General features: G+C 64.6%; 6 protein-coding genes and 1 pseudogene. 4 read left to right on the top strand and 3 right to left on the bottom strand.

The features are described 5' to 3' along the window. Positions 1-16: 16 nt before the first annotated feature. Positions 17-954: pseudogene (locus tag X756_RS01000000165160) on the bottom strand (phytanoyl-CoA dioxygenase family protein). Between the two features lie 93 nt (positions 955-1,047). On the opposite strand from X756_RS01000000165160, the gene X756_RS160750 reads away from it, so the two are divergent. From X756_RS160750 to purH, 3 genes are all read left to right on the top strand, one after another. Further along, positions 1,048-1,890, top strand: a complete 843-nt coding sequence (locus X756_RS160750) for an AraC family transcriptional regulator (protein ID WP_023698251.1) — start codon at positions 1,048-1,050, stop codon at positions 1,888-1,890. A gap of 217 nt (positions 1,891-2,107) precedes the next feature. Next, the gene (locus tag X756_RS160745) at positions 2,108-3,907 is read left to right on the top strand and encodes a heparinase II/III family protein (RefSeq protein WP_023728702.1); all 1,800 of its coding nucleotides are present in this window, start codon (positions 2,108-2,110) and stop codon (positions 3,905-3,907) included. Between the two features lie 106 nt (positions 3,908-4,013). Beyond that, positions 4,014-5,630 carry a bifunctional phosphoribosylaminoimidazolecarboxamide formyltransferase/IMP cyclohydrolase gene (gene purH / locus X756_RS160740; protein WP_023728703.1) on the top strand — a complete coding sequence of 539 codons (1,617 nt, stop codon included), beginning with the start codon at positions 4,014-4,016 and terminating at the stop codon, positions 5,628-5,630. 117 nt (positions 5,631-5,747) lie between these two features. Here the strand turns inward: purH and X756_RS160735 are convergent, their stop codons facing one another. Then, complete coding sequence (locus X756_RS160735) at positions 5,748-7,127, bottom strand: MFS transporter (protein WP_023728704.1); 1,380 nt, start codon at positions 7,125-7,127, stop codon at positions 5,748-5,750. A 262-nt stretch (positions 7,128-7,389) separates the two neighbouring features. Continuing rightward, positions 7,390-12,180: an NAD-glutamate dehydrogenase gene (locus tag X756_RS160730; RefSeq protein WP_023728705.1), complete on the bottom strand. Its 4,791-nt coding sequence runs from the start codon at positions 12,178-12,180 to the stop codon at positions 7,390-7,392. 130 nt (positions 12,181-12,310) lie between these two features. Here X756_RS160730 and X756_RS160725 point away from each other — a divergent pair, with 130 nt between their 5' ends. Continuing rightward, positions 12,311-12,874: a peroxidase-related enzyme gene (locus X756_RS160725; protein WP_023728706.1), complete on the top strand. Its 564-nt coding sequence runs from the start codon at positions 12,311-12,313 to the stop codon at positions 12,872-12,874. Positions 12,875-12,887: the final 13 nt, after the last annotated feature.

The following is a 12,887-nucleotide window of genomic DNA, read 5'->3' on the forward strand; positions in this document are numbered from 1 at the left end:
CGACGCGACGACATGCCTAAAGCATGTCGTTCAGACTCCAGTGCTTCCCCCACCTTGCATCGATCTCATCATCCACATTCTGGTAGCGGATATCGGTGGAGAGCCGGATACGCCCCTCCGCACTCTGGTTGGTCGTCGAGGCGTGGATCATATAGGGCGAGTGGAGGACGACATCGCCGGCCTCGAATCCGCGATCAGCCAGCGTGTATCGAACCGCTCCGCCATGTCGGGCAGGTCCTTCGACACCCAGCCGCCCTCGCTCATGTTCCTGTTGTAGGCGCTGATGCGCTCCTGCGGGCTCAGCCCGGCATTGTCCCTGGCGAACCGGGCTTCCATGTCGAGGCCGATGGCGTGCGATCCCTCGAGATAGACCAGGCCGCCCATGTCGACGGGAACGTCGCCGATCGGGATCCAGGCGGTGACGATGCGGCTGGTGCCGCCGCGAAGATAGACGAGATCGTAATGCGCCGGCGTCGCCACGGCGGTGCCCGGTTGGGTGAAGCGCATGATCTTGCGCTTGTGCAAATAGGACAGCCCGCCGACAAACCCATCCATCAGCCGCGCCATCCGGGGCTGTGCGCAAAACCCTTCATAGGCGGTGGAGCGAACCAGCGCCATCAACCGGCGATCGGCGAGCTGACGGTCGAACGTGCCGGCGGCCGCCGCCAGGCCAAGCGCGGGATCGGACCCGGGCTGCAGCAAGCCGGTGTCGGCCAGATACGAAAACACCCAGCCGCGAAAATCGATGACGTCGCGGCGCGGCAGCATACTTTTCAGCCAGACATAGCCTTGCTCGGCAAGGATGCCGCGAATGGCATCGATGCCGACCCCGGCGTCGGTTGGCACGAGATGACCCAACCGGTTCGGCGCCATCGATAATGTCTTGCCGTTGGCGTTCAGATCGATTGACGCAACAGGACTCTGTCGTTGCGTGCCACCTGTTGAGCTTGACATTTCAGCCACCTGCGATTTTTCATCCTTAGCTGGAAATGTCATACTGTTCGCAGACTCGCCCATGGACAGAACGAAGCCATGGACTTTTCGCTCATGAACGATCTCTCTTACGCACTCTACAGATCCGCACCGGCCGCGGCCGGCGGCCTGTCGGTTACAGGGATTGGTCGGCATCGCGTCACTCAGGCGATCCAAGCGCGCAAATTGCCGGAATTCGCCGTGGTGCTGATTGAGAACGGTCAAGGCTGGCTTGAAACCAGGACTGCCGGCATGCAGACGATCCAAGCGCCGGCCCTGTTCTGGCTGCTTCCCGGGAGAATGCATTCCTACGGGCCGGACGCATCGGGCTGGCTCGAACGCTGGGCGCTCTTCGACGGGGCCTTGATACGCGATTTCACCCGGCTGCGGCTGATTGCCGAGGACGCCCCTGTCGTCCCCTTGCGCGACCTCGGCAAAATGCAGCGGCTGTTCGACAGGCTGCATGGTGAGCTGTCGCTCGATACGATGCTGAGCCAGGCAGAAGCCGCCGCCACGATGCATCGCATCGTCGTGCGTGCCGCCCGCCAGGCAATGGATTGGAACAACCGTCAACGAAACCCCAGCCTCCAGGATGCCGCCGACATGCAGCCCATCGTCGACGAATTGCGCCGCTGCGCGTGCGACCCGGTCGATCTCGATGCCTTCGCCGCGAAATTCTCGATGTCGCCGGCAACCTTGCGGCGCAGATTTGCGCGGGCAGCCGGCATGTCGCCCAAGGCCTTCCAACTGCGCACGAGGCTCGACCGCGCCAAACAGATGCTGGCCGCCTCCGATTCGCCCATCGAGTCCATTGCGGCCGCCGTCGGCATCCACGACGCCTTCTATTTCTCCCGTCTGTTTCGCGACCGCGAAAACTGTTCGCCCAGCGAATTTCGGTCTCGCCACAACCGCAAGTGAGTGCAGGATTGCCGGGCTTAAACCCGCGAAGCGCTTGACTTTTTTCGGGGTGGGTCGGTGGCCGGCAGCGTGAGGCGCTTCACGTCGGCGGAATTCGACTTCGCATAAGTTCTTGAATCATATAAGCTTGTGCTGGGGTACCGGAACATGATGCCGAAAAGTGTGACGCGGTTTTCGGACGACAGCATGCTCTATCTCCAGGCGACGAGGAGGGGTTTTGGCACTGGCTGCCGGCAGCACGACACGTCTGTGGACGCTTGTCGCTAAGGAGTTTTGGCGCAAGACGCGCCGGCGCCTTCGCGCAGGGCCAGTCTATCGCTGGCGCTATTCCGGGCGCACGCCCGAACGCGTCCTGATTGCACCGCCCGACCTCAGGCTCGCCGATCCGCAGATCGCGCTCGAGATCTACTATGGCCGCTATCCGCTGTCGGGACATCTGGTCGAGACCGGCGGCANCGATCCGCAGATCGCGCTCGAGATCTACTATGGCCGCTATCCGCTGTCGGGACATCTGGTCGAGACCGGCGGCAAGTCACCATTCCAGATCGACGTCGCCAACCGCGGCTGGGTGAAGACGCTGCACGGTTTCCGTTGGCTGCGCCATATGCGCGCCGCCGGCACCGAGCTGGCCGCCGCCAATGCACGCGCGCTTGTCTCCGACTGGATCGCCATGCATGGCAACCAGATTTCCGGCATAGCCTGGGAGCCCGGCACTACCGCCAAGCGAGTCATTGCCTGGTTGCAACACTCCTCGGTTGTCCTACAAGGGGCCGAATTTCCGTTCTATCGCGCCTTCCTGAAATCGCTCGCCGTGCAGATCCGCTATCTCCGCTCGATGGCGCGCGAAATGCCGGACGGCAAGGACAGGCTGCGCGCTCGCATCGCGCTTGCCTTCGCCGCGCTGTCGCTGCCGGCGCCGGCCTCGGCACTGCGCGGCGCCACCCGCAACCTGGCGGAAGAACTCGACCGCCAGATCCTTCCCGACGGCGGCCATATTTCGCGCAACCCGATGGCGGTTCTCGAACTGCTCGCCGATCTCCTGCCGCTGCGTCAGACCTATGCCAATCAGGCCGAAACGCCACCGGCAGCCCTGATGGGCGCCATCGACCGCATGCTGCCGGCGCTCCGTTTCTTCCGCCATCAGGATGGCAGCCTGGCCCGCTTCAACGGCATGGGCGCGACCATCCACGACCGCATTGCCACCATCTTGCGCCACGACGACACCGCCGGCGCGCCGCTGCTGCACGCGCCGCATTCCGGCTATGAGCGGCTGTGTATGGGCGGCGTTACGGTGATTGCCGATACCGGCCCGTCGCCGGCCGTCGATGTGTCCAACGCCGCGCATGCCGGGTGCCTGGCCTTCGAACTCTCGTCCGGTCGCCAGCATTATATCGTCAATGCCGGCATCGACACCTATGGCGCTGCCGAGTTCCGGCCGCTGGCCCGTGCCACTGCGGCGCATTCGACCGCCACCATCAACGACACCTCGTCGGCGCGGTTTTCCCATTCGCTGCGCGTCAACGACCTGCTCGGCTCACCCTTGCTCGGCGGCCCGCAGCATGTGCCTTGCAAGCGCATCGACCAGAAGGGCACGCAAGGCTTCATCGCCCGCCATGACGGCTATATGCAGCGCTTTGGCTTCCTGCATGAGCGCGAGCTGAAACTGTCGAGCGAGGGCAATGTGCTCGCCGGCAGGGATCGCTTCCTCCGCCCGGGCGGTGCGGCGATCCGCAACAATGGCCGCGACTTCGTCGTGGTGCGCTTCCACATCCACCCTGATATCAACCTTTTGCAGGACGAGCATGACCGCCTGGTGCTGACCGCCGACCAGGCCGACACCTGGGTGTTCACCTGCACCGAAGTGGTGCCGGAGGTCGAGGAATCGATCTATTTCGCCGGCCTTGGCGGCCCGCGCCGCAGCCGCCAGATCGTGCTCGCCTTCAAGGCCTCGGAGATCGCCGAGGTGCATTGGCAGCTCACGCGCACCGGCATCGCCGGCTATCCCGAGAACAGCTGAGCGTCGTTGCCGGCGCCGGCTTGATCGAGCTTCCGGCTTGATTTCCTGACCTCATGTGCTACGGCCCGGCAACGCTCTCCAATCAGCCCTGAAAGGCCGCCAGCCCATGGCCGTCGCCGCCAAGAACATTCCGGCACCCGACCTCGTTCCGGTCCGCCGCGCCCTGCTTTCCGTCTTCGACAAGACCGGCCTGACCGACTTCGCCAAAGGGCTGGTCGCGGCCGGCGTCGAGCTGGTCTCGACCGGAGGTACGGCAAAGGCGATCGCCGAGGCGGGGCTGGCGGTGCGTGACGTCTCGGAACTGACAGGCTTTCCCGAGATCATGGACGGCCGCGTCAAGACGCTGCACCCGTCGGTGCATGGCGCACTGCTCGGCGTGCGCGACGATCCCGAACACGCCAAGGCGATGCACGATCACCGCATCGAGCCGATCGATCTGCTCGTCTGCAATCTCTACCCGTTCGAGGAGGTCCGCCGTTCCGGCGCCGACTATGCCGCTGTTGTCGAGAACATCGACATTGGCGGCCCGGCGATGATCCGCGCTTCGGCCAAGAATCACGCCTATGTCGCCATCGTCACCGATCCCGGCGACTACGCCTCGGTGCTGAACGCGCTGGAGATGAACATCGGCTCGCTGTCGCTGGATTTCCGCCAGAAGCTGGCGGCCAAGGCCTTTGCCCGCACCGCCAGCTACGATGCGGCGATCTCCGGCTGGTTCGCCGAAACGCTTGAGATCGAGCACCCGACCTGGCGCGCCTTCGGCGGCAGGCTGGAAAGCGTCATGCGCTATGGCGAGAACCCGCATCAGAGCGCCGGCTTCTACGTCAATGGCGACAAGCGGCCCGGGGTCGCCACGGCTCGCCAGTTGCAGGGCAAGCAGCTGTCCTACAACAACATCAACGACACCGATGCCGCCTTCGAGCTGGTCGGCGAGTTCGATCCCAACCGCTGCGCCGCCGTTGCCATCATCAAGCACGCCAACCCGTGCGGCGTCGCCGAGGACGCTTCGCTGGCTGCTGCCTATGCGAGAGCGCTGGCCTGCGACCCGGTTTCGGCCTTTGGCGGTATCGTTGCCATGAACCGCATCCTCGATACCGAAGCGGCTCAGGAGATCGTAAAAACCTTCACCGAGGTGATCATTGCGCCGGACGCGTCGGAGGACGCTGTCCGCATCATCGCCGCCAAAAAGAATTTGCGACTGCTGGTCACCGGCGGTCTGCCCGATCCGCACGCCGGCGGCATCACTGTGAAATCCGTCGCTGGCGGCATGCTCGTCCAGGGCCGCGACAACGCGGTGGTCGACGATCTCGAGCTCAAGGTGGTGACCAGGCGCGCGCCGACGGCGGCCGAGATGGCCGACCTCAAATTCGCTTTCCGCATCGCCAAGCACGTCAAGTCGAACGCCATCGTTTACGCCAAGGACGGCGCCACGGTTGGCATCGGCGCCGGCCAGATGAGCCGCGTCGATTCCTCGCGCATCGCCGCCCGCAAGGCGCTCGACGCGGCGGAAGCAGCTGGCCTCGCGGAGCCGTTGACCAAGGGCTCGGTGGTCGCCTCCGACGCTTTCTTCCCTTTCGCCGACGGGCTGATCTCAGCCATCGAAGCCGGCGCCACGGCGGTGATCCAGCCCGGCGGCTCGATGCGCGACGACGACGTCATCGCCGCCGCGGATGAACATGGCATCGCCATGGTGTTTGCGGGCGTGAGGCATTTTAGGCATTAGGCGCCGAGGCGGATGAGGGGTGTTTCAGCGGAGTGAGACGTTGGTGTCTTCTGGAACACCGCTCACCCGTCGCCTGCGGCGACACCATCTCCCACAAGGGGAGAAGGAAGAGCCGCGCTATTCCACCGGCTGATCCGCCGGGTACGGCGTCCAGATCAATATCGCGATCCCCACGCCGAGGAACAGCACGATTGCCGCCATGCCCAGCCGCGCCGAGCCGCTGGCGAGCGTGATCGACGCCACCATGAACGGCGCCAGGAAACTCGTCGCCCTTCCGGCCAGCGCATAGATGCCGAAATAGCGGCCGGATTCGGCTGCGGTCACGCTGCGCGCCATGTAGGAGCGTGACGACGCCTGCACCGGTCCGAACGCCAGCCCGATCAACAGGCCATAGAAAATGTAGGCCTTTTCCGCCGCCGTGCCGAACAGGCCGCCACTATCGGCTCCCGGCATCATCCAGGCGCCGAACAGCGTGTAGCCTGGCCCGGTGGAAACGATGCCGATGGTGGCGATGCTGAGCAGGACGAGCGAAATCATCACGATGGTCTTGGAGCCAAGCGCGGTGTCCAGCCATGCGGCAACCAGGCAGCCGACGATGGCGACGACGTTGAGAATAATGCCGAACATGCCGATCTCGGTGATCGACCAATGGAACATCGCTGCCGCAAAGGTGCCGCCCAAAGCGAGCAGCGCATTGACGCCGTCCTGATAAATCATGCGGGCGACAAGGAAGCGGAAGATGCCTTTGCGCCGGCGCACTTCAGTCAGCGTCGACTTCAGTTCCGACAGCCCCTCGCGCACCGCCGGCCCGATCGGAATGCCTTTGATGGCGTCCGGCGTGAAGAAGAACATCGGCAGGATGAACAGGAAATACCAGCCAGCCGACAGCGGCCCGGTGGCGCGCGCGTCCTCGCCGAGTTTCGGGTCGAGCCCAAAGAGCGGGTCGATGCCGATGATCGTCTTGCCGGTCTCCGACGAACCCGCCAGACAGGCGACGACAAAGATCAGCGCGATCATGCCGCCGAGATAACCAAGTCCCCAGGCAATGTTGGAGACGTGGCCGATCTCGCTCTTCGGCACCAGGCGCGGCATCATCGAATCGTTGAACACGGTCGAGAATTCCGCCGCGACCGAAGCGAGAGAAAAGAACAGCACCACCAGGAAAAGGTTCGAGCCGGGAGCGGCGAACCATAGCAGGCAAAGGCTGATGATCTTGATCGAGGCGAAGAACGCAATCCACGGCTTGCGCGGCCCGGTCTGGTCGGCAATCGAGCCGAGGATGGGAGACAGCACGGCAATGACCAGGCCCGCAACAGCGATGCCGTAGCCCCAGGCCGCCTGGCCTGAGACCGGATCGCTCGCCATGCGCGAGACGAAATAAGGCCCGAAGATGAAGGTGGTGACGACGGTGAAAAACGGCTGCGCCGCCCAGTCGAAGAACATCCATCCCCAGATGCCGCGCCCGGATGCCCGCTGCACTGTTTCTACCGCCGCCATGATGATTCCCCCGGACACCGCGCTTGTCGGACGCCATGTCTGCATGTTTCGAATGCTCATGCAAACCGCCAAAGATTCGCGCTGCCCCTCACCTGGATGTCGCCGCTGTCTACCTGCATAGAGACGCGAAGAAAGGCGCCGCGCCTCTACCTCCCCCTTGTGGGGACGTCGGACCGAAGGTCCGGGTGGGGTCGGTGCCGCACCCCCACCCCGCTGCTTCGCAGCGACCCTCCCCACAAGGGGGAGGGTAAAGTCCCGAGCCTCACATCCCCGTCAGATCGCTCATCAACCCCGAAGCCACCGACAGCCTGGACACGGTGATATCCCCGCCTTCGGTCAGCGCCTGCAGCCGCTCGCGAATGCGCGCCACGCGCTCGCCGCCGGCTTCCAGCCAGGCCGCCACAGGATCCGCCGTCCCGGCATGGCCGGCGAGAGCCGCCACCGCGATGCCGCGCCGCGCCGCGCCGATCGTGTCGGTGGCGCGCGACAGCGCCAGCTGGTCGTAATAGTCCGACGGCGTGATAGAACGCGCCGCCTCTTCGACGCGCGGAATGCGGAAGGCATCGCTGACGGCGAAGAACGCCTTGGCCGAGGCGACGACGTCGGCATTGGCCGTCCGCGCCGTCAGTGCGATGTCGGGGATCAGTCCCGCCACATCGGCCATTGCCAGCTGCCCGGCGAGCTTTTCCGGGGCGCCGGCCTTGAAGAGGCCGTGCCGCCGCTCCTCGACCCGCTCGCGCGAGAAGGCCGGTAGCAGCGAGAGCAGCTTCGGCTCCAGCGCCATGCGCGCCTCTTGCAGTTCGGCAATGCGCTGGCCGAGCGCTGCGGTGCCGGCATCGTTCTTAAGATACCAGCCGCTGGTCACGAAGATAAGCCGGCTGACGGACTGGTAGAGATCGAGCTGCGCCTGGCCGTCGATGTGGCTGTCCAGCGCATCGATCTCCCGATAGAGCGCCGGCAACGCGAAGCCGTCGCGCACCACGGCGAAGGTGCGCACCACGTCGGCCGCGCTGCGCCCCGTGGCTTCCTGCAGCCGGTTGACGAATGACGGTCCGCCGCGATTGACGAGATCGTTGGCGACGACGCGGGCGATGATTTCGCGGCGCAGCCGGTGGCCATGGATCTCGGCCGCATATTTCTTCGCCATCCGGTCAGGGAAATAGCCCATCAGATCGCGGTCGAAATGCGCGTCGTCAGGCACGTCGCTGGCGACGATGTCGGAAAACAGCACGATCTTGGCATAGGCGAGCAGCACGCCAAGCTCCGCCCGGGTCAGCGGCTCGCCACGCGCCTCGCGCTCGGCAAGGGCGGCCGGCGACGGCAGCGTCTCGACAGCGCGGTCGAGCAGGCCCCGAGCCTCCAGCGCCGCCATGAACCGGCTCTGGTGCGCGATGTCGGCAAGGCCGCGCTTGCGGGCGATGGAAAGCGCCAGCGTCTGTTCGTAATTGTTGGACAGCACGAGGCCGGCGACCTCGTCGGTCATCTCGGCCAGCAGCTTGTTGCGCGCCGGCCGGGTCAGCGATCCCTTGCGCATGGCGGACGCCAGCGCGATCTTGATGTTGACCTCGACGTCGGAGCAGTTGACGCCGCCCGAATTGTCGATGGCATCGGAGTTGCAGCGACCGCCATTCATGCCGAATTCGATGCGGGCACGCTGCGTGACGCCGAGATTGGCGCCCTCACCGATCACTTTGGCCCGCACATCGAGCGCGGTGATGCGGATGGCGTCGTTGGCGCGGTCGCCGACTTCGGCATTGGTTTCGCCCGAGGCCCGTAAATACGTGCCGATGCCGCCGAACCACAGAAGGTCGACGTTCGCCTTGAGGATAGCGGTCATGATCTCGGCCGGGGTCGCGGTGATCTTGGCGAGGCCAATCGCCGCCGCCGCTGCCGCAGGCAGCGTGATCGACTTCTGGCTGCGCGAGACGATGACGCCGCCTTCCGACAGTTTGGTCTTGTCATAGTCCTGCCAGGACGAACGCGGCAGCGCGAACATGCGCTCGCGCTCGGCCATCGACGCCACTCTGTCTGGATCGGGATCGATGAAGATGTCGCGATGGTCGAAGGCGGCGATCAGCCTGGTCTGCGGCGACAGCAGCATGCCGTTGCCGAACACGTCGCCCGACATGTCGCCGACGCCGACGACGGTGAAGGGGGTGGCCTGGATGTCGCGGTTGATCTCGCGGAAATGCCGCTTGACCGCTTCCCAGGCGCCTTTGGCGGTGATGCCCATCTTCTTGTGGTCGTAACCGGCCGAGCCGCCGCTGGCGAAGGCATCGTCGAGCCAGAAACCGTGTTTCTCCGAAATGGCATTGGCGGTGTCGGAGAAGGTTGCCGTGCCCTTGTCGGCGGCGACGACAAAGTAGGGGTCGTCAGGATCGCGCCTGACGACGCCGGCTGGGGGTATGACGCCATCGAGGCCGATATTGTCGGTGATCGACAGCAGGCTGGAAACGAAATTCTTGTAGGCCGAGGTGCCGGCCTCGAAGATGGCGTCGCGGCCGGCGCTCATCGGCAGCTTCTTCGGATAGAAGCCGCCCTTGGCGCCGACCGGCACGATGACGGCGTTCTTGACCTGCTGCGCCTTGACCAGGCCGAGCACCTCGGTGCGGTAATCCTGGGCGCGGTCCGACCAGCGCAGGCCGCCGCGCGCAACCGGGCCGAAGCGCAGATGCACGCCTTCGACCTCGGAACCGTAGACGAAGATCTCGCGCCACGGCCGCGGCGCCGGCAATCCTTCGACCGCTTGCGAGTCCAGCTTGATCGCCAGTGACTGGCCCCGCGCCTTCGTTCCCGCAACGAAATGATTGGTGCGCAACGAGGCTTCGATCAGGTTGAGATAGCGGCGGATGATGGTGTCGTCATCGATGTTAGGGACTTCCTCCAGCGCGTCCTTGATCTTGGCCTTGAGGTGCTTGGCGGCGATGACGCCTTCCGTCTCGGCGGTCGGGCCGAGACGAGCGACGAACAGTGCATGCAGGCCGCGCGCAATGTCGGGATAGCGGTTGAGCGCGGCCGCGATGAAATCCTGGCTCTGCGGGATACCGGCTTGCTGCAGGTAGCGGCCATAGGCGCGCAGAATGCTGACTTCGCCCGACCACAGGCCGGCGGTCTGGGCAAGCCCGTTATAGCTGTCATTGTCGATGTCGCCGCGCCAGACCGACAGGAACGCGTCCTCGAACAGCGCGCCGCCATCGCTGAGGTCGATCGGCTTGCCGTAGCTGTTCTCCAACTCCATGTCGTGGACGAAGACGGTGTCGCCGCCGTCCTCGCCAACCTCGAAGGTGCGCTCGCTGATGACGCGGAAGCCGATGTTTTCCAGCACCGGCACGCGACGCGACAGCGCTACCGGGCTGCCGTGGTGGTAGATCTTCAGCGCTGCCTGATGCGGTTTCTGCTCGGCATGGCGGTAATAGTCGATGGCGATCGGGTTGGCGGTGCTGATGCCGGCGATGCGCCCCGCATCCTTCAGCGCGATGGCCGCGCTGAAGGAATCGCGATAGCTCTCAGGCAGACGCGCGGCGATCGCCTTCAGCGATGGATCGCCGCCGACGGCTTCCGCGGCTTCGGCCAGCGCGTCGTCCCAGGTTCGCACGATATCGCGGATCGCCGCTTCGATCGCCGCCTGCTCGACCTTCGGCGTCTTGCCGCCCGAGCGGCCGATGATGAAATGCACACGCGCCAGCCCGCCCTCCGGAAACGCCGGATAATAAGCCGACAAACGGCCCTCGAAGACGGTCTTGAGATAGGTGCCGATCTTCTCGCGCACGACGCTGTCATAGCGGTCGCGCGGCACGAAGACGAGGATCGAGACGAAGCGGTCGAACTGGTCGGCGCGCACCAGCGCCCGCACCCGCGGCCGCTCGACCAGGCCGAGAATGGCCGCGGCGTGCTTCTTCAGGATCGGCACCGGCACCTGGAACAGTTCGTCGCGCGGATAGCTCTCCAGAACGTTGATCAGTGCCTTGCCGGAATGGTCGTGCCGGTCGAAGCCGGACTTGGCGATGATGGTCTCGGCCTTTGACCTCAGATACGGGATTTTCATCACCGAGCGCGTGTAGGCAGTCGAGGTGAACAGGCCGACCATGCGCAACTCGCCGGCAAGCGTGCCCTTGGCGGTGTAGGTTTTGACGCCGATATAATCGAGATAAATGCGGCGGTGCACCAGCGACTTGGCGTTGGCCTTGGTAACGATCAGCGGCTCCGGCCCATGCAGGAAGGCGCGGATTTCGGGCGTCGTCGTCACCGCCTCGGTGCCGCGCCGGAGCACCAGCACATCCGGGTCGGCGAGGATGCCGAGACCGGGCTTGTCGGCGCGCTCCAGATTGCCGCTCTCCGTGCCGCCGGAATATTTGAACTCGCGCATGCCAAGGAAAGTGAAATTGTCGTCGCGCAGCCATTCAAGGAAGGCGATGGCCTCGGCAACGCTCTTCTTGTCGAGCGGCACGGCGGAATAGCGGAATTCGGAAATCGCCTGGTCGAGACGGGCGAGCATCGGCTTCCAGTCGCTGACGGCGGCGCGCACCTGGTTGAGCATCTTGCGCAGGCGGTCGGCCAGCGCGTCGGCCTGCTCCGCCGTCAGGCGCGGAATATGGACATGGACGACGCTCAGCCGGTCGTGATTGCCATCGTCCTTGAGGGCGCTGCCGTCGCCGAGGATCTCGTCGACGCCGGCCTTGCCGTGGCGCACGACGATGACCGGATGGGTGACCAAAGTCGGTTCGCCGGCAGTTTCTGTGATCTCGCCGAGGATCGAATCGAACAGGAACGGCATGTTGTCGTTGACGACGGTGATGATCGTCATCGGGCGGCCCTCGCGGGATACGCCCGACTCGGCATCGACGGCGACGACACTTTGGCCCTTTTTGTGGGCGGCGACCGCACGTCCTGCCAGGTCGGAGGCGCGCTCCAGGTCGGCGGCGTCATAGGCGGCGATGTCTTCGGCCGGCGCGCGGGCCAGCAAATAGTCGGCGAGCCTGGCCGGCTTCCCGTCGGGTTTCACCCCGGCAGTGGCTGTTTTCTTCGGCTTAGCTGCGGATTTCACGCTCGCCATGTTGTCCTCCCGTCACATGCTTTTACGACTATGGTAGCAGATGACCGCTGTTTGGCGACAAAGGTTTGACGGCTCGATAAGAATTACAGGAATTCGACGGTCAGGCGGCGGTGAACCAGGAGGAGACCCCATGTCCGGCAAAATCAGCGCACTTGACCTCGGTATCGCGGAGCTGAGCGAGGCGACAAAAGCCTATTTCGCCAAATGCGAGGAAAAGCTCGGCCTGGTTCCCAACGTGCTTCTTGCCTATGCCTTCGACGAGAAGAAGCTGCGCGCCTTTACCGACACCTACAATGATCTGATGCTGGGTGAATCCGGCCTGTCGAAGCTGGAGCGGGAGATGATCGCGGTCGTCGTCTCCTCGATCAACCATTGCTATTATTGCCTGACCGCGCATGGCGCGGCGGTGCGCCAGCTCTCCGGCGATCCGGCTCTCGGCGAGATGATGGTGATGAACTTCCGCGCTGCCAATCTTTCACCGAAGCAGACGGCGATGCTCGAATTCGCGGTCAAGCTGACGGAAGAGCCGGCAAAGATCGTCGAGGCGGACAGGGCAGCACTGCGCAACGCCGGCTTCACCAACCGCGACATCTGGGACATCGCCTCGACCGCCGCCTTCTTCAACATGTCGAACCGCGTGGCGACGGCCATCGACATGCGGCCGAACGACGAATACCACGCCATGGCGAGGTGAAAGTTTCCTTCTC

It is taken from the genome of Mesorhizobium sp. LNJC405B00 (assembly GCF_000502615.1).
In the GTDB taxonomy this organism is placed as follows: domain Bacteria; phylum Pseudomonadota; class Alphaproteobacteria; order Rhizobiales; family Rhizobiaceae; genus Mesorhizobium.